This is a genomic window from Larkinella soli (assembly GCF_003703975.1).
In the GTDB taxonomy this organism is placed as follows: domain Bacteria; phylum Bacteroidota; class Bacteroidia; order Cytophagales; family Spirosomataceae; genus Larkinella; species Larkinella soli.
On record NZ_ML112622.1, the window covers coordinates 78,587 to 99,698 of the forward strand.

Below are 21,112 nucleotides of genomic sequence, written 5' to 3' on the forward strand. Positions count from 1 at the left end.
GAGACCAACCAAATGCTCCCTTTTAAGTACAACTAAATTGGTGAGATTAAGTTGTAAAGGCTTACTGCCAGTTTTGCCATCTCACCAAACGCCCGTTTGGAGAGACAATTATCAATCTTAAAGATACTTTTGATAGGCTTACTTATACTATCTCAAATTGTTATCTCAAAAATCAATGTCTCAAAATTTAAATTCAGTCTGAGTATGTGAGACAGTTATGTTTTGCTATTGTTAAAAATAAACGGGTCGAGGGAACCACCCCCCGACCCAATGAACCGGGGGAACCACCCGCCCGGCTCTGACCAAACCAAGTAGCCAGTAAAGGCCGCTTGTTTCAGACAAAAATACACATGACGAGTTGGCAACCGTCCCCCGTTGAAGAAAAGTTTGTTTGATTTGTCCATCCGTCCCCTATTCCGTCCCCCAATCAGATAACACAAAGATACACTACTGTAAATCAGTTAGTTACACCTTTAGGTTCAACTCCCGTAGGAGGCTCCTCTTTTGTTTCAAGGCTAATTCGTTTGCGAGCAAAATCGCTCAATATAAACGGATTAGCCTTTTTTCTTTACTCCCCTTGATTCCATCAGGTTCCGTTCACTGAAGCCGTCTCCGGATTCCATAGCGTAGGCCCCGTCCGGCGTTGGTTCGCTGGAACAGGGCGGCTACCTGTTTTCCATTGAGTGGAACGTCCATCTTCTGAACGGCATACCTGCATCAGCCGGCAAAGCCCGCACGTACTCTAACGTCGGTTGGCGGGCGGTCGGCATCATTTGCCCTTTCCTTTGTAGATGACCACTCCATTTAAAATGTTTACGTAATCCCACACATTGAGCGTTTTTGCGAGACCATTGTATAAGCAACATTTTATACAGTATATCCAACTCCTTAGAGGCTAATACCCATAGCGGTCTGTAAAAACAACTTTTACGTTTCGTTAACATTCTTTTACTATCCCCCAACACATCATAGCACAAAGACGTGTAGGTTTGTTACAATCCCTGAAAACAAAGAGAGAGATGAAGAAGCTCGTATGCGTTTGTGCTGTATTGATGCTTATTTTTTGTACTTCCTGTGGAGGACAAAAAAAAACAGTCCTTTCAAAGGATAACAGCAAGCCCGAAATTCAAGACATAGGACCTAACCTAATGGTCCGTAATTTAAAAAAAGGCAGGAACGGCACCATTTTGATTGCCGGCCCGAACAACTCATCATTTGGTGACGTATTTCGATACGATGGAAAATCTTTTTCTAATCTTTCAAGTAAAATAGGTCAGCACAGATTCTGGGATGTCCTGGAAGATCGCCGAGGAACTATTTGGTTCGCTTCTGCTGATTCAGGCGTTTATTCTTACAACGGAAAGTCCATTCAACATTTCACTACCACGGAAGGACTTGCCGATAATCGGGTTATGTCTATTTATGAAGATAAAGCCGGTATTATCTGGTTCGGCACTGGAAGTGGATTAAGCCGTTACGATGGGAAATCTTTTCGAAATTTTACCTCTCCAAACGCCCCGCTTTTTTATAAAGATGGGCATTCGAATAATGAAATCAACATAATCATTGAAGATAAAACGGGGAAATTGTGGGTTGGCACAAGGGGTGACGCCTTTGTTTATGACGGGAAAAAATTTACCACTTTAACCCAAAATGGCGAGCCCTTTCTCGCGGTTTGGGGTATAATGGAAGATAGAAAAGGCAATATTTGGCTCAGTGGTTTCAATGGCTTTAAAGGAGGCCGTCTACCCGGTGGCCTCTGGCGCTATGACGGCAGTACCTTTACTAAGGTATCGGAGAGAGGTGCTTATGCTATTATCGAAGATAAACAAGGAAACATCTGGACCACAGGTCCGGTAAACCCAGCTAATTCGACGGTCCAGGCACTTTCCCGTTATGATGCAAAATCCTTATATAGTGATAAGCCCACGGTAACCGAAATTATGTCAGGAAAGGCTTTTTTTGGGCTTTTGGAAGCAAACGATGGAAGTATTTGGTTTGGAGATGCGACCGGAGTATATCGGTATGATGGAAAGACCATCACGGACTTTTATAATAAAGAGGGTCAGAAAAAATATATCATCGATACGAAGGAAAGTGTTGTAATATGGAAAGGCTCTATGCTCCTTGGTGCATGGGAAGGTTCTACGTTAGTTAATGATGGTTCCGTTACAGGGGACGTCGATCTATTAAAAGGAGAATTGTTGATCGAAAACCTGCATATAGTGGGCGGTACAGTTGAAGTCGACATGAATACAATTGAACAAAAATTTGATGATCAATGTCCCCACAATAAATTACCTGAATTTTTCAATGTCAAAAAATTTCCTGTTTCTACGTTCGCAATTACGAAGGTTGAAACGTGGAATGATGGTAATACAAAAGTTACAGGGAACAATATAAAAGTTACTGGAAACCTGACCATTGAAGGTGTCACGAAGGCAGTTTCTTTTCCAGCCAAAATGCATTTTAAGGACGGAATGGACGGAACCGTCGTGGTGAATGGCACGCTGATCCTTGATCGAACAGATTGGGGTATCGATTATAGATCGTCCTTTGATAAGAATGGTGATGTGACGATTTCGGACGACGTTAAACTCTTTTTGAAAATCGTAGCGAAAAAATAGCCTCTGAATCCGTTAGACTTCAACCAGATCAGCTCATGTCATTCCGTTGCAAGAGCTTTTAGGTTTTTGAAATTCTTAAAAAATTAAGACGACCATAGCTGTACTTTCCCGGCGTTGGTTCGGTAGATAGCCCCAATTCGGCACGTTCAGCCGCTTTGGCGGGCCCGGCGTTTCGGTCCCCTGCCTGGTCTGGTATGCCGTGGTCGTTAAACTCCACCGCCCGTTCGAGTACGTAGGCATCCTGGGCAGGGTGATCGGTGGTGGGGTCAGGTCGAGCAACGCCGATTAAATGGCAGAGGTTTTGGGTGAATAGTCCATAGTTGGCGCGATCGGCACCGCCCGCCGGTTTGCAGCAGGCTTCAAACGCAGCATAGGTTGCCAACCACTTGACTTTACATGGCCTCCTTTGTTGACAAGGAGGGTTTGGTGGGAATTCGGAATTATTTACAAAATGGCTATACCGTCAGGCAACGTTGTGATTGACACCATTTGCTCCGTGCGATAATTTTGTGCCGGGCCGGAATTCGCCAAAGGCCGATTTAAACATAAAAAGAAGCTGACATGACTGAGAATAACAAAGCAATTTTAGAAAAGGCAAATGTGGCTTTCGCCAAAGGTGACTTTGAAGGATTCCTGTCGTACTGTACTGAAGACACGAAATGGACGTATGTGGGCGACCGAATTCTTGATGGAAAGGAAGCCGTTCGCCGATACATAGCGGAGACGTACACAGAACCGTCAAAGTTTACCGTCGATAACTTAATTGCTGAGGGTGACTTCGTTACCTTACTCGGCGATATAATGCTGAAGGACGAAGATGGTGAGGAGACCCGGTACTCGGTCTGTGATGTATGGCGGTTTCGCGACGGCAAAATGGCCGAGTTGAAAGCTTTTGTCATTAAAGCATTGATGTAGAAAAATAGTGAGCAACGGGGCTTTTTTAACAGGACGTCCTTTTCGTCAAAACGTTCACACAGAAAATGGGGTGCGTACCTGCTCAAAATAAAAAAATACTTTGAAAACCAACCCATACAAAGGAGTGTCTCTTTCCTGCTTTTCGTTGACCAGTCCGATCCTAGATACCGCCTGAATGATGTCAGATATTTGAAGGGTATTCCGTATGGTAAGGCCCGCGAAGAGGGCCGCGAGCTTCCCAATGCGCTCCTCCACGGCAAATTTGGAGGCATATTCCTGGTCCACAAAATCATAGTTGAAGGGAACCGAAGGAATCACTTTTTTGAACACCGCTTCGATGGTAGCAAGCGCGTCGGCCATAGCCACCTCGGGCCTGATCTTGATGTTGATCCAGTTGATGGGCCCTCTCAGGAAAAAGAGGGTCGGGTAAACCGGCTCAAAGGGAGAACCCATAACCCCATACCCAGAGACTAATGGTCAGAGCGACGGCCTTGCCCACCGCGAGGCCCCCAATGGAGATAGAGGAGTACATCCCGTTCCGGGTCAGGTTGCGAAAGGCGATTTTGAGGTAATTACGAATCATGGCCGGATGGAATGGAAAGGGGGAAGGATTGTCATGACTTGGTTTCGTTTTCAGCCGGTTGAAAGGGAGGATCAGCCGTAGCACCGCCCACCCATACTGTCGGCGGGCCACTCGCTCCCCGACGGTTTTCAGCCAGTAAGTGTACATCTCCAGCAAATCACCCTACAACTCCTCTTCCAGACCGGGTGGGCAGAATCGGTTCAGCAACCAGACTGCCCATCGGGGAGGTCCTTGGTCTTCAGGTAAACGCTTCATCCCGGATCGGAGTTAATTAGTATAGGCTTTGTCGTACAAATTGTCGCCAAAAAACTCCAAAAGGGCCGTTGAGGGGATTAAAGCGCAGTTTGAGGGTTTCTTCAGGGCTAAGTTGTCCATTTTTGGACAGAGTGAGTAAAAGATCGGACACCTTCACGAACGGAGAGGAGGCAAATAAGCATACGGAATAGCTGGTGCAAAAAAGGAGCGTTTCCTTGAGCCGGCCCTTGGTCACCCTAAACAACGATAGCAAACTAAGAGAGGACTCACTCCCCAATCCGGATGAATTCGCCGGTGTTTTCCTGTTTCCAGATCAGTTTTACGGCTCTCCCCTTTTCAACTACAAACTCGATGGTGGTCAGAATCCTTCTTATTTGGGGCAGCACAAACAACGTCTCCGATTGGGCCGACAGCACCATGTTGGTACCGGATCCATTGGAGAGCGTGCAAGCCAGTCGGCCATCCGGTCTTTTTTCAATTTTGAGCGTCTCCTGATACTGCTCGTTTTTATAGGTACCCACGTACCGATCTACTAGTTCAGCCCCTACCATCCTTTCGGGAGAGACTGATTTACCCAGTATGAGTTTGACCAGTTCATAGCAGAGGTCCTGTTCATCTGTATTTTGCTGCCGACCATTAAATAACCCGACCACGTAGATGTTTTTCCGGGGCAGAAAGATGGCTTCGCTTCTAAATCCGAATATACTCCCGCCGTGTTCGATCGATGTAGTACCCTCTAATTTTCGAATAAACCAGCCATACCCATAGTCAGAAACCGTTCCGTCTCCGAGCGTATACGGTCGAAACGCTTTCTCCAGCGTTTCTTTTTTCAGGAGTATCCCCTGCCTTAGTGCCTCATTCCATCTGAAGAGGTCTTCCGTCGTACTGATCAGGCCACCGGCGCTGTAGAATAACGTCATACTGATAAAGTCGGCAGTATGATACGCATTTTCGGTTTTCTCATAGCCTTGAACCCGATTGGGCATGATGGAAGCGGGTCCCTCATAGTAAGTATGTGTCAACCCGATCGGGTCAAATATCTTTTGCTTAAGGTACTCCGGGTAGGACAAGCCGGAGACCTGCTCGATGAGGTAACCTAACAAAAAATAGTTGGAGTTGCTGTATTCAAATTTGGAGCCGGGGATAAACGACAAGGGCTGGTGGCGGATGCTGTCGACAATTTGTCGGGTCGGAAAATCGTAGCGGAAGGGATTAGGGATATGAAATTCAAGGTTAAGGTAGTCAGGTATGCCCGAAGTCTGAGTCAGTAAATGTTCAATGGTAATGACGCGCCCCTTCCCGGGAAACCCTTTGATGAATTTTTGCAGGCTGTCGGTCAGCGCTATTTTTCCTTGTTCCACTAACTGTAAAAGAGCGACGGCCGTAAACTGTTTGGTTAGGGAGCCAATCCGGAAAACCATCGTCGGTTGGACCGGAACCCGGCGTTCAAGGTCGGCCTGGCCGAAGGCTTTGTTATAGACGATCTGTCCATTTTTGGCAATGAGTACGGCGCAGCCCGGAGCAATGGCATCCAGTCGTTTCGTCAGTAGCTCATCGATCTGTTTCGTTACCTGCTTACTTAGTTTGGACTGCCCAACGGCCAGCGCCGGAATCATCCCTACCACAAAAAAAAGTAGCTGTGTGATTTTTGCCATCGATATAAGTCAGTAGATGAATTGCTTCAGGACGAGCCAACCAATCCTGACCGGCGGCCGGCCAATGCGTGATCGTACGGCAATAAACACGAAGGACAACCAACCCTTCCACTCACATCCGGATTTGAGATGAAAAATTGCCGATCATGGGACCATCCCGATGGAAGGTAAAAAGGTGGTTTCTCCGTATGGCTCCTCCTATCTCACCATACGCCCGTTTGGTTAGACGGTAACTGACACCGTAGGAGATCTCGAAAAACTTTGTGTGACCGGTTTCAAATAGTAAACCGTGCCTGAGTTTGGGAGTTTTTTAAGCTGAAATAAGGAAAAATGAGTCGGTGACCTACCCGTCCACCGCTTTCGCCTGACCCGGGCTACGTTGTAACGCCAGTGAGCAGTTCATAGAATTTTTTAACCGCTTCCTTTTCGTAGGCTTCTTTAAGAGAAATAATCATGATAGTTCGCTTCATATTTTTTCCATCAATCGGAATGGCTGTAACATCGGGGTCGTTGACGCTCGCATCGCTCAATATGGTATGCCAATGCCCTGTTTTTACGATTTCAAATAAAGTAGGGATGTCATTTATTTCCATACAGATATTCGGTACCAGGTTCTTTCGGCTAAACGATTCCTCAAAAAATTGTATGGTATTATAACCGCTGAAAGGTAAAGCCAACGGCAACCCGGCTACTTCATTAAGTGATATATTTTTTTTCTGGGCCAGCGATGATTTTTTAGCCGTTACCAATACCATATTTGATTTCAGTAATGTCTGATATTTTAAATGAGGTTCTTCTGGTTTTTGATGGAAGGTCAATACAAAGTCGAATTGATGCAGATTAAGTTTTTCCAAAAGGTCCTTGGTGGTGCCAAACACAACCTGAATTTTGATGTTTGGATACTGCCTGGCAAACTGTACCAATGTTTTGGCAAAAAGAATACGCATGGAGTAAATCACGCCGATGGTGATTTTTCCCGCATTTAAATTCTTTAAATCCTGCAAGAGCAATAAGCCTTCATTCGCTCGGTTTAAACTTTGCAAAGCGTATTCGCTAAACAGCTTACCTGGTTCGGTAAGGGTAACTCTTTTTCCGATACGGTTAAACAAAGGCACCGTTAACTCATCTTCCAGCTGCTTGATTTGTTGGGATAAAGTACTCTGGCTGATATTCAAAGCCTTAGCCGCTTCCGTAAAATTCAATAACTCCTTGGCCTTCAGAAAGTACCTGAGCTGTCTCAACTCCATATTTCTAAATCGGTTTTTCCGATTGATTTGATCGAAAAATAGCGTTTTGCAAATTAAGGCTTTGTTTCAATATTTGCGGAGTCATGTTTAAAATTAAAAGTTTTCCTCTTTATTCAATTCATTATGAAAATCCATCTAATCGCATCGCTTTGCCTTTTAATCACTTCATTCACGGCATTTAGTCAGGAAAAACAGAATATGGCCGTTGTTGAAAAAGGCTTGATTAAAGTATCCGTCATGTACCCGTATGCCGAAGGGAAAACCTTTAACATGGAGTACTATGAAACCAGACACATGCCTATGGTTGCAGGGTTTTTGGGATCAAATCTGGTTAAATATACCATTGAAAAAGGGCTCGCCGGCGGTCTTCCCAACCAACCCCTGCCTTTTATGGCCATTGGCACATTTTATGTAAAAAGCTTGAGCGACTATCAGGCGGCTATCGGGCCGAACAGAGAGGCCATCCGTGCCGATTTTCCAAATTACACCAATGTCAGTCCCGTCATTTTGGTAAGTGAGGTGATAAAGTAAGTATCAAACCCGCCGTTGACTTACTCACAACCCAGAATCAGAAAGGCTCATTTCCGGATTGAAAAATGTGCTCCCTCCCGTTTTAGGAGGGAGCGGGGAGACTGACAGCAACACCATTAACCCGGCTTTAAGCTCTTTTTATTTTTACCCCTATTTTTTCACCACCTCCCAGACCGGCTGATAATCAGGTGATCATTTTTAGAGGCAGGCGACCCTGCCCGAACAGCCGGAAAACCGCTGTCGTCGGTTTTTCAAACAAAACCCTCCCTCCGGGATTTATAGAAGACAGCTGTCCGAACCAGCAGCTTTTTCAGGTAAACCAAGCGTGTTATGCAACCAGATCAGAATTTGGATAATGTACGTCTCGACATTGAGGCCGTCGGCTTTACGCTGGACGACGACCTGCAGGCCTCCGTCCTGGACTCACTCACAAAGCTTCAACGTTTTTACAAGGGGGACGTCATTACGGCGGAGGTGTATTTGAAACTGGAACCGAACCAGCGAAATAACGAAAAGCATGTAGGCATCAAATACGGGGTGCCGGGGAACGACGTCTATGCCGACGACTCCGGCGACGACTGGTACGGTTTACTCAACAACGTAGTGGCCAAGTTACAGCGCCAGCTGGAAAAACGCTTCGGGAACCATACCAACGCCAACCGGGGCAATATCGACGAAATCGACCCCGCCGATTTAGCCTGACGACGTTGTGCGAAAAGCCATCGCCCGACTTTCGAGAGAAGGCCGGGCGATGGCTTTCATAGACAGAATAGCCCTGAGACGGCAGAAAACCCGACCAAAAATTTCAACCGGGGCCATAGTTCGATTAATTATACAACGGTAAACCCATATGTTTACCTGACCATTCTACGACTTAGGAATTGGATCAGCGGGGCCGTCCCAGGAAGCGGGGGTGTATGAAAGTATCTGGCCCTGGCACAACGATATGGCCCAACACCCCGACCAATGGGCGGATTTCGTCCGGAAGTCCGGCTTCCGAAAATTTTACAGGGACAACCAACCCTTTTATCAACAGAATATCAGAGACGTGACGCGGTTATTGCCGGTCAAACAAATGCAGAGCTGGCTCGAAGCCCAATTTCCCGGCATTCACTACGACGGGCAGCGGGTCGTGTTTTCACCCCTCATCAATGGCGCACACTCAGCGCAGAAATTAGCGGACCAGGGCTATCGGGAGAGTCTCATGTTCATCTGTGACGCCAAACACTACGACCGGACCAAATACTCGGAATCCCAGATCGAGGGATTATATTCCGGGATCGTCTTCACCGAGATCGATCACAACTTTGTCAACCCCACCAGCGACAAGAGCCTGTCTGCCATAAACGAGGCCTTCGGCAACCGTGAAAAATGGGTTCGGCCAGGCCAGGCCGACCGGTATGGAAGCGCTTATGAGGTCTTCAACGAATACATGACCCATGCAGTGCACCTGCTCTACATCAGGGACCTGTACCCTCGCGATGTGTACGAACTCGTGCGGACGCGCCGTGTCGGCCTCAACGGCACCCAGCGCGGGTTCTACCGGTTCGAAGCCTTTCTGGATAAGTTACAACAGCTTTACGAAGGGGAGAAGTCCGAGCAGACCGTCGCTGATTTATATCCGGCTATCTTGAGCTGGGCGCAGACCACCCCATAAGGCATTCAGCGCAGCTTTTCCGGAAACCGGTTGGTCGGACGCCGGCTACCTGTCCGTTTCCGTACTGAGTTGTCCACGAATGGACAATTTCCTACCCCGTTTGCACCCAAAACAGCCCTTCTGCCGCCTGCAGGCCCATTCAGAAATTCTGGCGAGGTATTTGTACGACAAAAACTATACTAATCCGGAACAGGAAGGGCCGGCGGGCCTGGACCCGGACGCGTTATTCCCCGATGTGCTATGAAACGAGCATTTTTAGGTGAGCTGGAAGAAATCGTCCTGCTGACGGTGGCCGCTCTGCAGGAGTCGGCCTACTGTGCATCGATTACCCAAACCATCGAGCAGCAGATGGCCCGCAGCATCAGCTTTCCGACGGTCCACACCACCCTGCAACGGCTGGAGGAGAAGGGTTTCGTCTCCTCCCGGATGGGCGGGGCAACGGCCGAGCGGGGAGGGCGTCAGAAACGCCTGTTCACGGTCACGGCGGCCGGTCAGCGGGCCCTGATCGACTCCCGGCAGGTGCGCAGTCAGTTGTGGGAGCAGATTCCGACTCAGGTACTACAGCTATGGGGTATTTAACCAACGGCGGGGAGAACCACCCCGGACCACCCCGCTGGGCGGAGTGGCTGCTGAGCCGCTTTACCCCGCACGGCATGGAAGACGAGCTGCAGGGCGACCTGCAGGAGATGTTCGCCTACTGGGTGAAAACCGCCGGTTTGCGGGTGGCCCGCCGACGGTATGCAGTGGCGGTGCTGCGGCTGATCCGCCCTTTTTCCCGGCCGGTAACCCGACCGGTTCATGACGATCCTCAACCCTTTCCATTCCATCCGGCTATGATTCGTAACTATCTCAAAATCGCCTTCCGCAACCTGGTCAAAAACGGGGTGTATTCCTCTATCAACATCGGCGGGCTTGCCTTGGGAATGGCCGTCGCGATGCTCATCGGCCTGTGGATGTACGACGAACTTACCTTTGACCGGTATTTCCGGAATTACGACCGCATTGCCAAAGTGATGCAAACCGGGAACTTCAACGGGGAGGTGTTTCACGGCAGTTATAATCCGGCTCCGATGGGGCCTGAACTCCGGACGAAATACGGCGACAATTTTACCCACGTCATCATGTCGTCCTGGACGGATGATCACATTCTGGCCTTCGGCGACAAAAAATTCACCAGAACCGGCAACTATCTGAGTGCGGATGCGCCGGAGATGCTGACGCTGAAGATGCTCGGCGGAACGCGGGCGGGCCTGAAAGACCCCGCGTCGATTTTGCTGTCCAAATCGGTGGCCGATGCCCTTTTCGGCACCACCGATCCGGTCGGTAAAATGATGAAGATCGACAATAAGCTGGATGTGAAGGTGACCGGTGTCTATGAAGACTTTCCCTACAATACCGAGTTCAGGGAGATGAAATTCATCGCTCCCTGGGACCTCTATGTTTCATCGGAAAACTGGGTGCGGGAAGCTCAGGACAAGGTAGAATGGGGAAATAACTCCTGGCAGGTGCTGGTGCAGATCGCGCCGAACGCCACGTTCGACGCCGTGTCGGACAAGATCAGGGACATCCGGCTGAAACATTCCCCGGAAGTAGCGTTTCTGAAGCCGAAAGTATACCTGCAACCCATGCGGGCATGGCACCTTTACACCGGCTGGGATAAGGCCGGGAAGGTGGAAGGCCGGATCCAGTACGTATGGCTGTTCGGAATTATCGGGGTGTTTGTGCTGCTGCTGGCCTGTATCAATTTCATGAATCTGTCTACGGCCCGTTCCGAGAAGCGGGCCAAAGAGGTGGGTATTCGCAAAGCCGTCGGCTCCCAGCGAAGTCAGTTGATCAGTCAGTTTTTCAGCGAGTCGCTGCTGGTGGTCGGGTTCGCCTTCGGCCTGTCGATCCTGCTGGTGCTGCTGACGCTGCCCGTTTTCAATGAAGTAGCGGATAAACGGATCGGCATCTTATGGAGCAACCCCGTCTTCTGGCTTGGCTGTATCGGTTTCAGCGTATTGACCGGGCTGATTGCCGGAAGCTATCCGGCGCTCTATCTGTCGTCGTTTCAGGCGGTCAAAGTGCTGAAAGGTACTTTCCGGGTCGGCCGGTTTGCCTCCCTTCCCCGTCAGGTGCTGGTCGTGGTGCAGTTTACGGTTTCGGTGACGCTCATCATCGGCACGATCATCGTGTTCCGCCAGATCGAGCATGCCAAAAACCGGCCGGTAGGCTATGAACGCAGCGGCCTGGTGACGGTGGCCATGAATACGCCCGAACTGCATCAGCACTACAATGCCCTTCGCAGCGAACTGATCCGGACCGGCGCCGTAATCGACATGGCAACCTCCTCGGCCCCGGCGACCGACCTGAACTCGCAGAACAGCGGATTCGACTGGGTGGGAAAAGACCCTAACTTCAAGGAAAACTTCGGCACCATTGCCGTTTCGCACGATTTCGGCAAAACCGTGGGCTGGCAGTTCGTGCAGGGCCGCGATCTTTCCCGGCAATTTGCCGGCGATTCGTCGGGCGTGGTGCTGAATGAAACGGCCGTCCGGTACATGGGCCTCAAAGAACCGGTCGGAAAGCAGATCAAGTGGAACGGGCGGCCTTTTCGGATCGTAGGGGTGATCCGGGACATGCTGATGGATTCTCCCTTCGAACCGGTCACCCAAACGGTTTATATGCTGGATTACGGCTGGGCGAACGTCATCAACATCAAACTCAATCCGGCCCGCAGCGCCGGCGAGTCACTGGCTAAAATCGAAACCGTATTCCGTAAATTCAATCCCGGCAGTCCCTTCGATTATCGATTCACGGAGCAGGAGTATGCCTCCAAATTTGCCTCCGAGGAACGGATCGCCAGGCTGGCTTCCGGCTTCGCCATGCTCGCCATCCTGATCAGTTGCCTGGGCCTGTTTGGGCTGGCTTCTTTCGTGGCCGAGCAGCGCACGAAGGAGATCGGCGTCCGGAAGGTGCTGGGGGCGTCGGTCGCCAACGTCTGGGTGCTGCTTTCCCGGGACTTTGTGATCCTGGTAATCATTGCCCTCGGCATCGCTACGCCCCTCGCCTGGTATTTACTGGGCAACTGGCTTCAGAAATATACGTACCATACGGAACTGTCCTGGTGGATTTTTGCCGTGTCGGGCGCGGGCGCCCTGCTGGTTACCCTGCTCACCGTGAGTTTCCAGAGCATCAAAGCCGCTTTGATCAATCCGGTGAAGAGTTTGCGCAGTGAGTGAAGTCCGATCCGATTCTTTCGCAGAGCGCACCGGCTGTACAGCCGGTGCGCTCTGATTTTAAGGCCCTTCACGTGCAACATTCTCTCCGGCCGTGTGTCGTTAGCCTATCAGTCCCTCACACGCCCGTTCCATCTGCTAATGAACACCCCCTTATGAGACCCTTTCTACTCATTCTGTTCGCCTGTGCCCTGGCTTCCGGCTTCGCCTGGGCGCAGCCTTCCGGAGTTTCCGGCTCCCTGCTTGATTCCACGGCCAATAAACCGGTTGAATTCGCTACGGTGGCTTTACTGAAAGACGGCAAAATCAGCAAAGGAGCCGTATCGGACCCGAAGGGAATGTTCAGCTTCTCCGAGGTGGAAACAGGCACATATACCCTTCAGGTTTCCTTCATGGGTTTTACCTCAAAAACCGTGGCCCCGTTCCGGGTCGAAAGCGGGCAGAAGGTGCAGCTGGGTGTTATCCTGCTCTCCCGGTCCGTTCAGCAACTGGCCCAGGTGACCGTCACCGAGCAGAAGTCCCTGTTCGAGGAGAGGTCCGACCGGATGGTGTATAACGCGGAGAAGGATATCAGCATCAAAGGCGGTGATGCCACCGATGTGCTGCGCAAGATTCCGGCGGTGGCCGTCGACATCGAAGGCAATGTCCAGCTGCGGGGCAGCGCCAACATCAAGGTGCTGATCAACAACAAACCCTCCAGCGTCGTGGCCCGGAGCATTTCGGAAGCCCTGAAACAAATTCCCGCCGACATCATCAAACAGGTCGAGGTCATCACTTCGCCCTCGGCCAAATACGACGCCGAAGGCACGGCCGGCATCATTAACATCATTACCAAGAAAAACGCCCTCAAAGGGACCAGCGGCTCGATTAGCCCCAACTTCGGGCAATGGAACAACTGGCAGAACGCCACCCTGAACCATCGCATGAAAAAGCTGGGAATCTCGGCCAACGGGGGCTTCAACAACTGGCGAAACAAACGGTATATGGAGTTCCGTCGGTCGTATACCACCCTGGATACCCTGTCCAGTCAGCTTCAGACCCAATGGATCAACGGCCGGGGGCAGAACTTTTACGGCAGCCTGAACGCGGATTGGGACATCGACTCCCTGAACCGGCTGGGCGCCGGAATCAACTATTACAATGGCGCCAATACCAACGGCTTCGACATCGATTTCACCGAAAGCAGCCAGGGCGAAGTCCGGCAGTATTTCCACCGGGACATGAGCCGCACCTACGACTGGGGCGGGGCAACGATCAATCTGGATTATACCCGCCTGTTCAAACAGCCCAAAAAGGAACTGACACTGCTGATGATGTATGCCTTCGACGGGGAGGACAGCGATTACTGGTCCAATCTGAAAAACCGGGATAACGCCGTCTACTACCGGGAGAAAAGCTATAACATCAGCAATAATAAGGAGGGAACCCTTCAACTGGACTTCACCCTGCCGCTGGACACCATCAGTACGCTGGAGACGGGCACCAAAACGATCTTCCGAAAGATCCTGAGCGACTACCGGATCGCCAGTGATCCGGACGGCTCGGCAACCTTTACCGATATACCCGCCCTGGCCAACGTCTTCGACTACGCCCAGCAGGTGGCCGCGGCCTATGTGGTCTACAGCCGCACCCCGAAGAAAAAATGGGGCATCAACCTCGGCGCCCGCTACGAGCATACGTTCATTCAGGCCAACTTTCTCAACGGCACCGCTCCGTTCACCGATACGTACGGCAACTTCATTCCGAACATCAGCCTGTCGCGTCGGTTGCCCAAAGAGCAGCAGGTCCGCCTGAGTTACACCCAGCGCATTCAGCGCCCCCAGTTTTATTACCTCAACCCGTACGTCAATCAGTCGGATTCCAAAAACCTGTACGGCGGCAATCCGTACCTGGACCCGGAACTTACGCATTCGGCAGAGGCCAATTACAGCATCTCCATCAAGCAGACGAGCCTGAATGCGTCGCTGTTTCTGCGCCAGACCAACAACGCCATCGAAAGCATCACGACCGTCGACGACCAGGGGGTGCTGCGGCAGATCTTCCAGAATGTGGCCCAAAATTCGGCCTATGGAGTCAACCTGAGCGCCAATGCCAAAATTCTGAAGCAATGGTCGGTGAACGGTTCACTCAACGTCTTTTATAACGTCCTGGAAAGCGCCGAACTGAAGATGCGGAACGAAGACTGGATGTACCGCGTCAACCTGAACTCGACGATCGATTTCGGAAAAGGCATCAAAATGCAGCTTTTCGGCTTCTATAACTCCGCCCGGGTCACCCTCCAGGGGAAGTTCGGAAGCTTCGGCTTCTACAACATGGTCATTCAGAAAGAAATCCTGAAGAAAAAGGGAACCATCGGGTTTGGATACGACAACCCGTTCAGCGAAACCATCCGCTGGCGTAACGATTACGTCGGTGCCAATTTTGCGCAGGCTCAGGACGTGGCCATGTACCGTCGGGGCTGGCGGCTGAATCTCAAATATGAATTCGGGAAGATGAACGGAAGCCCCCGGCAAAAGAAGCGGATCAGCAACGACGACAAGAAAGCCGGCGAAAGCAGCAATTGATCACGGCGCAGACGACGGCCGGAAAGGCTTACCGGCGCGTGGCTTTGATACGGCGGATCACTAAACCAAAACTCTTCCTTAATCGTCCGGTTCGTCACGGATAATCCTCTAACCCAAAGCGCGGCTGAAGTTTGTGAATGATTTGTAAAACGGATTCAGGGGATTATTACCGGTCGGAGATTCAAAAACCGCGTTTTAGTGGTTAGTTTAGGGTCGGCAACCATCAGTAAATCGATGCCGGGTTGAAAAATTACCGGTCCGGTCGTTTCGATCGACAGCCGCATTTTTCCTCAGAAGCTTTCCGAAAACGAGGAAAAAGCCACGCCTTTGTTTGGTCGTAATCCGTTTGCCCGACGATGTATCCTGCACATAATTGCAGAAAACCATGAAACTAAAACTTCTGACCCTTTTGGTATTTTGGCTCGTTGGCAGACAGGCCGAAGCCCAGACCCCTGCGCCATCCGGACTTGACCGGCTCGAAAAACTGCAACCGGTGAAGGTAAGCGTTTCCCGGGTTGTTTATCTTAACAGGAATGCCATTCGGGTTGTCGACACGGCGAAGGGCATTACGGATGAGGTCAAGTTCGCCAAACTCAAAGACGTCCAGTTTCAGAATGGGGTCATCGAGCTGGAATTGGCCGGTAAACCACTGGGCACTGCCGTCGAAACGGCCAGGGGGTTTGTCGGCATCGCCTTCCGGATCGCCCCGGACAACTCCCGGTTCGAGTGTATTTACCTGCGGCCCACCAACGGCCGGGCGGAGGATCAGGTTCGGCGGAATCATTCGGTGCAATACGTTTCCTATCCGGACTTCCCCTGGCAAAAGACCCGCAAAGAGACTCCGGAAAAATATGAATCCTATGTGGATCTGGTGCCGGGTGAGTGGACCAGAGTCCGGATAGAGATTCAGGGGGAGAAGGCCCGGTTATTTGTACACGGTTCCGGTCAGCCTTCGCTGATTGTCAATGATTTAAAACTGGGTCCCAACCAGGCGGGAGCCATCGGGTTATGGGTAGGCTCGGGAACGGAAGCCCATTTTACCAACCTGAAGATCAGCCCGCTTTAAGCGCAAAACCGGCCTTCCCGCCGAATCCGCCCTGTATTCATAAGTCCCCGGCGTCGCCTTCCGGAATCCGATTCCGCGGAGCTGCGTTTTTCCGGATTTGACTAATTACTGCCCGGCCCCCGCAGGATATTCAGTTTTCCCTACCAGTTACCGCTCCGTAGTAGCGGACGCTGCTGCGGCATTCTACCTTTGAACCATCGAAGGGCCGTCAACACCTCGAAACACTACGGACCTCGCCGATTTTTAACCATCCACATCCAAACACAACAGTACAATGAACACTATCATGCCATCGTCAACCGGCAACTCGCTGCTGGAAAATTACGTTTCCGTTCTGAAAAAATACAACGACTTCAACGGGCGGGCCCGGCGGAGCGAGTACTGGCAATTCGTCCTGATCAATGTGGCGATCACGCAGGTGCTGAACATTACGAACATCATGCTTTTCAACGGCTTCGCCCTGATCGCCTGGGTGGTGCTGCTGTTCAACCTGGCGATTCTGCTGCCTACCATCGCCGTTGCGATCCGGCGCATGCACGACGTCGGCAAAAGCGGCTGGTTTGTCCTGGTTCCCATCTACAACTTCATCCTGGCCGTTACGGAAGGAGAGCGCAGTTCGAACCAGTACGGAAACGACCCGAAAGCCAAAACCGCCCAAATGGCCTGATTTCCGACTCTATATTCACCCTAAGGGAAACCCGGTTTCGCAAGAGACCGGGTTTCCTTTTTGGTGCCTGGACCACCCCAACCCCTCCTTATCAAGGAGGGGCTTTGCGCTTCCGGTTGAGAAGTTGTCCGTCGGAGCCCCACCTTAGCCGGAAAGAGCGATGCGCTGCCGGTTAGGAAGCTATTAGTGTAAGCCCCCCTCCTTACCAAGGAGGGGCCGGGGGTGGTTTAGGCGGTGGGCTAATGGCTACATCGAACCACCCCCGAAGCGACTGAAAGTGGGAAAAGACGGCGAACCTCCATAAAAAACAAGCCCGGGCTCTCCGGCCCGGGCTGTCCCGTTTTACCTAATGGAAAATGGAATTTCAGGGTTTGATCAGTTTCAGGGCTACGCTGCGGGAACCGCTGATGCCGCGGAGAACCAGGATTCCGGGCGTGGCCCGGCCGACCTCCAGCGTCTGGCGCTCGGTGCCGGCGGCCCGCTCAACAGACCGCTGGCCGAGCGGCCGGCCGTTCCCGTCGGTCAGCAGCAGTTGCAGGGGTTGCCCTTCCGCCCCGGTAACCTCCACCTCGATCCGGTCGCCAACGATGGGGTTCCCCTTAGCCACGAGTTTTAACTCGTGGGCCTCGTGGGCCTCGTGGACCTCGGGAGCCGTTTCCGCCGAAAGCCGCCCGGACCCGCACTGGAACGTTTTCGGAGCGCCTTTCAGGACGTAACCGCTGCCCAGCACGCGCACTTTCACGGCGGTGCCGCCGGTCAGCCCGCCCGGGGGCGAAAAGCTGAAGGCATGGGCGCCGTTGCCTTTTCCGGCGTTTTTCAGGTCCTGGCGATAGGCGTTGGCCGTCATGCTGGCCAGAACGGTTTCGCTGCCCGGACCGGTTTCGGTGTAGAGTTCTACCGTCAGCGGGGTGTTCGGTTTTTTGCGGTCCCAGACCCAGCCGCGAATGCCGCCACAGTCGGCCTTGTCGAGATAGCCCTCGAAATCGCCCGTGACGGGGCTGCCGCCTTCGGGGTTGACGATCAGGTTGAAGCTCACGCTGTTGGTGGCGCCCGGGCCGTCGGTGGCCGAGTAAGTCAGCAGGAAGGTGCCGGCCTGGGTGGGCGTGCCGCTGACGACCCGGCTGGACGCATCCAGGCTCAGACCCGCCGGCAGGCCGGCCAGCGCGTAGGTCAGCGAACCGCCTTCGGGGTCGGTGAAAGCCGGTAGCGTGGCCTGGAACGGCACGTTCACCTGCGCCACCAGCGGGACGGCCACCAGCACGGAGGGCGTGGGCGGCACCGGCGGTTTGTTGCCCGGCGGCACCGGACTGGTCTGGCAGACCAGCGCCTTCGGCGAATCTTTCAGGACGAAACTGCCGCCGGCAACGCGGGCTTTCAGCGTGTGCGGCTGACCGTCTTTCAAAGACTCCGGAAGGACGAACCGGAAGGCGTGCTTGCCGTTTCCCTTGCCTGCATCGAGCAGGTCCTGCCGGAAATCGCCCGCCGGGATGGTCGTGAGGAGGTTATCTCCGTCGAGAATATCGACCGATACGACGGTATTTGGTTTGTCGCGGTTCCAGACCCAGCCCCGGAAACTCTCGCAGTCGGCGCCGTTGATGTAGCCGTCGAAGCTGCCCGCCACCGGCCCGACCGAGCAGACCGCCTGAAGCTCATAAGCCCCGATGTCGATCCGCCCTCCGTTAAAAAACCGGTTGTTGCCCGCCAGATCGACCGGGCCGCTGGTGCCGGTGGTGGCGGCCGGGTCACCCGCATCGGCGGCCGGGGAACAGTTCGTGAGCTGAAAGTCGGTGTCGCTGATAAAGGGAGTGGTGGCGGTAGTCAGGTTGCCGGAACCGGTCACATAGGTGACGCCCGTATCGAAGAGGCTGTAGGTGGCGGCTACGTCCTTGTTGAAGGTGTTGCTGCCTCCGTTGTTCCAGATGATACAGTTTCTGAAGGTAACGATCCCGGTCGTGCTGTTGTAAATGACCGCCCCCTCGGCCGCCGTGTTCCCCGTAAACGTACAGTTCGTGTAGGAAGGGTTGGTATAATTGAAAGCCACCCCACCCTTGTCGGCCTTATTTCCCGAAAAAAGACAGTTGGTAATGACCGGGCTTCCGCCTTCGTTGTCGATGGCCCCGCTGTTGTTGGTCGCTTCGTTTTTCGAGAAGGTGCAGCGGCTCACCACCGGGCTGCAGGCTCCTCCGCCCGTCAGACCGTTGTGGAGCGCCCCGCCCAGCGACGCCTTGTTTTCGATGAAATCACAGTGCGTGATGACCGGGTTACAGCTGACCGCGAAGCTCACCTCGTTGAACATTCCGGCCCCGGTCGAGGCCGTGTTGGCAAAAAACCGGCAATCGGTGAAAACCGGGCTGCAGGTGCCGCCGGAATGGGCCTGATTGTAGACCGCCCCGCCTGAAGCGCCGGCATTTCCCGTAAACAGGCAGTTTCGGACCGTCGGGCTGGCGTTTCGGTTGGCCATGCCGCCCCCGCCGAAGGTTTCCTCATCGAAGCCGTTGGCATTTCCGGCCGTGATGATGAAGCCGTCGAGGATGGCGCTGGTGGTCAGGGCCAGCGTGAGGTTCGCCACGACGTGGTAGGAGTTATCCGTATTCCCGGCCGCGCCGATCTCCCCGCTGAGCGTCGTCAGGGAGGGGGTGGTCAGATTGACGGCCGGACGCTCGCTGAGCTGCCCTTCATCCCCCTCGAAGCCGCCGTACACGGCCACGTTGTTCCGAAGGGAGAAACCGGCCGAACGGTCGTTGCCGGTGGTGGGTTTATACGTCCCGGCGGCTACCCATACCTGCACCTCCTGATTGCCGTTGTTCTGCGAGTAGGTGGCGGCCGTTTCGATGGCGGCTTGCAATTGGCTGCCGTCAAAGGCGTTCGCCCAGGTCGAGCCGTCTTTCACGGCCCCACCGGCCGGTGTCACGAAGTAAATCTTCTGACTGAAAGCCTGGAGGCCGGTAAGAAACAGGGAAACCAGCAGGAACAGAACCCGAAGTCCTGCTCTGCCGAACAGTAAAGATGTTTTCATTTGGGGGCGGTTTGGTGTGTTGGGATCGATTCAGGGCTGAAAATATACACCCGCCCCTTTCCCGGCGAGCCACAGTCGGTATCTGGCGGAAAAGGGTGAATAACTCCCGGAAAACAGCGGTTATCTGGCGAACCGCCGGCCGGGACGCTCAGGAAGCGTTGATCCAGAACCCGAAGTCGCGGAAGGTGGGGGCGGTCCACCAGTTGCGGGTAAAGTAAGCCTGATTGTTCCGGCCGGCCTGGCTCTGCAGCGGCTCGGCAACGGCCGTTCCGGTCCGTTTGGCCTTTTTCACGTCCGTTTCCGGCACGATCGCCGTGATATGGCCGGATCGGTTCGGCACTTTGTTCTGGGCGCAGACCACCACCACCAGCCCGTCGTTGGCGGCATTCTGCATCTGGGTAAAATCGAAGGTCCGGGTCCAGCCGAAAGTCGGCCCGAACTCCTTCAGCCAGTTGAACAGGCTATTGGCGTTCAGTTCGTTCACGGTCTGCGCAAAAATGGGCGCCACCTCGATATTCCGGCCCAGCTTGTCGAGCGAGGTGGCCGACCACCACACCCGCGGCAGGTAAGCCCCGGCCAGAAAGCAGTAATCGTAGGCGTAGATGTTGCAGAAGGTCTGCGAGGGGGTCGGGGCATAACGGTTATTTTTCTCCACGCCCAGCCAGTTGACGATGGCCGTCAGTTGAGCCGCTTTTTCCTCCCCGGAGCCGGTTTTATCCCGGGTTTTCTGGCCCGGCTCGTTGAGGGCGAAGGCCATGCGGTCCTTGTTGGCGCGGACGACGGGTTTGTTCGTCGACAGATGGACCGGGCTGAGGCTGCTGTGCGGCAGGGGCGGCACAAAAGCCGTCTCCGGTACCAGAAAAGCACTGCTGACGAAACCTTCCACATCGGTGCCCTCGATGGTCGTGGAAACCTCCCACCAGGGCGCAACCGGGGCTTCGGCTTTCTTGGTCACCCGGTGCCCCATCGGAAGCACCGCCTTCTTGGTGTTGTCTTTTACGACCGGCTGCGACCGGAGGTTCAGCCCCTGCGAGGCTTTGTCGCTGACTCTGAAAAGTAGCTGTGACATAGGAATGGCGGAGATAAGGTGAAGAGGAAGATTCTCAGAGAG

Annotated in this window: 17 protein-coding genes; 10 read left to right on the forward strand and 7 right to left on the reverse strand. The window is 53.0% G+C overall.

Going from position 1 to position 21,112, the window contains the following annotated elements:
• Window positions 1–1,019: 1,019 nt before the first annotated feature.
• Window positions 1,020–2,627, forward strand: a complete 1,608-nt coding sequence (locus DX909_RS00380) for a two-component regulator propeller domain-containing protein (RefSeq protein ID WP_128543067.1) — start codon at window positions 1,020–1,022, stop codon at window positions 2,625–2,627.
• Window positions 2,628–2,685: 58 nt separating this feature from the next.
• On the opposite strand, the gene DX909_RS00385 is transcribed toward DX909_RS00380, so the two are convergent.
• Window positions 2,686–3,009, reverse strand: a complete 324-nt coding sequence (locus tag DX909_RS00385; RefSeq protein ID WP_128543068.1) for a hypothetical protein — start codon at window positions 3,007–3,009, stop codon at window positions 2,686–2,688.
• 179 nt (window positions 3,010–3,188) lie between these two features.
• Here DX909_RS00385 and DX909_RS00390 point away from each other — a divergent pair, with 179 nt between their 5' ends.
• Complete coding sequence (locus DX909_RS00390; RefSeq protein ID WP_128543069.1) at window positions 3,189–3,542, forward strand: nuclear transport factor 2 family protein; 354 nt, start codon at window positions 3,189–3,191, stop codon at window positions 3,540–3,542.
• A 54-nt stretch (window positions 3,543–3,596) separates the two neighbouring features.
• Here the strand turns inward: DX909_RS00390 and DX909_RS00395 are convergent, their stop codons facing one another.
• The 4 genes from DX909_RS00395 to DX909_RS00410 form a co-directional block, all read right to left on the reverse strand.
• Window positions 3,597–3,902 carry a hypothetical protein gene (locus DX909_RS00395; protein WP_128543070.1) on the reverse strand — a complete coding sequence of 102 codons (306 nt, stop codon included), beginning with the start codon at window positions 3,900–3,902 and terminating at the stop codon, window positions 3,597–3,599.
• Between the two features lie 76 nt (window positions 3,903–3,978).
• Window positions 3,979–4,281, reverse strand: a complete 303-nt coding sequence (locus tag DX909_RS00400) for a hypothetical protein (protein WP_310589811.1) — start codon at window positions 4,279–4,281, stop codon at window positions 3,979–3,981.
• 365 nt (window positions 4,282–4,646) lie between these two features.
• Window positions 4,647–6,035, reverse strand: coding sequence for a serine hydrolase domain-containing protein (locus DX909_RS00405; protein WP_128543072.1), 1,389 nt, complete (start codon window positions 6,033–6,035; stop codon window positions 4,647–4,649).
• A 374-nt stretch (window positions 6,036–6,409) separates the two neighbouring features.
• The gene (locus DX909_RS00410; RefSeq protein ID WP_128543073.1) at window positions 6,410–7,282 is read right to left on the reverse strand and encodes a LysR family transcriptional regulator; all 873 of its coding nucleotides are present in this window, start codon (window positions 7,280–7,282) and stop codon (window positions 6,410–6,412) included.
• A 123-nt stretch (window positions 7,283–7,405) separates the two neighbouring features.
• Here DX909_RS00410 and DX909_RS00415 point away from each other — a divergent pair, with 123 nt between their 5' ends.
• From DX909_RS00415 to DX909_RS00450, 8 genes are all read left to right on the forward strand, one after another.
• A complete protein-coding gene (locus tag DX909_RS00415; RefSeq protein WP_128543074.1) occupies window positions 7,406–7,813 on the forward strand; it encodes an EthD family reductase in 408 nt (135 codons plus the stop codon).
• A 348-nt stretch (window positions 7,814–8,161) separates the two neighbouring features.
• Window positions 8,162–8,515, forward strand: a complete 354-nt coding sequence (locus DX909_RS00420) for an HPF/RaiA family ribosome-associated protein (protein ID WP_229310883.1) — start codon at window positions 8,162–8,164, stop codon at window positions 8,513–8,515.
• Between the two features lie 211 nt (window positions 8,516–8,726).
• Window positions 8,727–9,470 carry a DUF4932 domain-containing protein gene (locus DX909_RS00425; RefSeq protein WP_128543076.1) on the forward strand — a complete coding sequence of 248 codons (744 nt, stop codon included), beginning with the start codon at window positions 8,727–8,729 and terminating at the stop codon, window positions 9,468–9,470.
• Between the two features lie 240 nt (window positions 9,471–9,710).
• On the forward strand, window positions 9,711–10,049 hold the full coding sequence (locus DX909_RS00430; protein ID WP_128543077.1) for a PadR family transcriptional regulator: 339 nt from the start codon (window positions 9,711–9,713) through the stop codon (window positions 10,047–10,049).
• Window positions 10,037–12,691, forward strand: coding sequence for an ABC transporter permease (locus DX909_RS00435; RefSeq protein WP_229310884.1), 2,655 nt, complete (start codon window positions 10,037–10,039; stop codon window positions 12,689–12,691). Before DX909_RS00430 ends, DX909_RS00435 begins: the two co-directional genes overlap by 13 nt.
• A 152-nt stretch (window positions 12,692–12,843) precedes the next feature.
• A complete protein-coding gene (locus DX909_RS00440; RefSeq protein ID WP_128543078.1) occupies window positions 12,844–15,252 on the forward strand; it encodes a TonB-dependent receptor in 2,409 nt (802 codons plus the stop codon).
• 385 nt (window positions 15,253–15,637) lie between these two features.
• The gene (locus DX909_RS00445) at window positions 15,638–16,318 is read left to right on the forward strand and encodes a hypothetical protein (protein ID WP_128543079.1); all 681 of its coding nucleotides are present in this window, start codon (window positions 15,638–15,640) and stop codon (window positions 16,316–16,318) included.
• A 286-nt stretch (window positions 16,319–16,604) separates the two neighbouring features.
• Window positions 16,605–16,985: a DUF805 domain-containing protein gene (locus DX909_RS00450; protein ID WP_229310885.1), complete on the forward strand. Its 381-nt coding sequence runs from the start codon at window positions 16,605–16,607 to the stop codon at window positions 16,983–16,985.
• A gap of 364 nt (window positions 16,986–17,349) precedes the next feature.
• Here DX909_RS00450 and DX909_RS00455 read toward each other — a convergent pair whose 3' ends face one another.
• Complete coding sequence (locus tag DX909_RS00455; protein WP_128543080.1) at window positions 17,350–20,001, reverse strand: putative Ig domain-containing protein; 2,652 nt, start codon at window positions 19,999–20,001, stop codon at window positions 17,350–17,352.
• A gap of 148 nt (window positions 20,002–20,149) precedes the next feature.
• Window positions 20,150–21,070 (reverse strand): SH3 domain-containing protein, encoded by a 921-nt coding sequence (locus DX909_RS00460; protein WP_128543081.1) that lies wholly within the window; start codon window positions 21,068–21,070, stop codon window positions 20,150–20,152.
• Window positions 21,071–21,112: the final 42 nt, after the last annotated feature.

What these genes read in the sequence shown, in the direction of transcription:
- DX909_RS00380 (WP_128543067.1), top strand. Translation starts at nt 1,020, where the DNA reads ATGAAGAAGCTCGTATGCGTTTGTGCTGTATTGATGCTTATTTTTTGT.
- DX909_RS00390 (WP_128543069.1), top strand. Translation starts at nt 3,189, where the DNA reads ATGACTGAGAATAACAAAGCAATTTTAGAAAAGGCAAATGTGGCTTTC.
- DX909_RS00395 (WP_128543070.1), bottom strand. Translation starts at nt 3,902, where the DNA reads ATGGCCGACGCGCTTGCTACCATCGAAGCGGTGTTCAAAAAAGTGATT.
- DX909_RS00405 (WP_128543072.1), bottom strand. Translation starts at nt 6,035, where the DNA reads ATGGCAAAAATCACACAGCTACTTTTTTTTGTGGTAGGGATGATTCCG.
- DX909_RS00410 (WP_128543073.1), bottom strand. Translation starts at nt 7,282, where the DNA reads ATGGAGTTGAGACAGCTCAGGTACTTTCTGAAGGCCAAGGAGTTATTG.
- DX909_RS00415 (WP_128543074.1), top strand. Translation starts at nt 7,406, where the DNA reads ATGAAAATCCATCTAATCGCATCGCTTTGCCTTTTAATCACTTCATTC.
- DX909_RS00430 (WP_128543077.1), top strand. Translation starts at nt 9,711, where the DNA reads ATGAAACGAGCATTTTTAGGTGAGCTGGAAGAAATCGTCCTGCTGACG.
- DX909_RS00435 (WP_229310884.1), top strand. Translation starts at nt 10,037, where the DNA reads ATGGGGTATTTAACCAACGGCGGGGAGAACCACCCCGGACCACCCCGC.
- DX909_RS00440 (WP_128543078.1), top strand. Translation starts at nt 12,844, where the DNA reads ATGAGACCCTTTCTACTCATTCTGTTCGCCTGTGCCCTGGCTTCCGGC.
- DX909_RS00445 (WP_128543079.1), top strand. Translation starts at nt 15,638, where the DNA reads ATGAAACTAAAACTTCTGACCCTTTTGGTATTTTGGCTCGTTGGCAGA.
- DX909_RS00450 (WP_229310885.1), top strand. Translation starts at nt 16,605, where the DNA reads ATGCCATCGTCAACCGGCAACTCGCTGCTGGAAAATTACGTTTCCGTT.
- DX909_RS00455 (WP_128543080.1), bottom strand. Translation starts at nt 20,001, where the DNA reads ATGAAAACATCTTTACTGTTCGGCAGAGCAGGACTTCGGGTTCTGTTC.
- DX909_RS00460 (WP_128543081.1), bottom strand. Translation starts at nt 21,070, where the DNA reads ATGTCACAGCTACTTTTCAGAGTCAGCGACAAAGCCTCGCAGGGGCTG.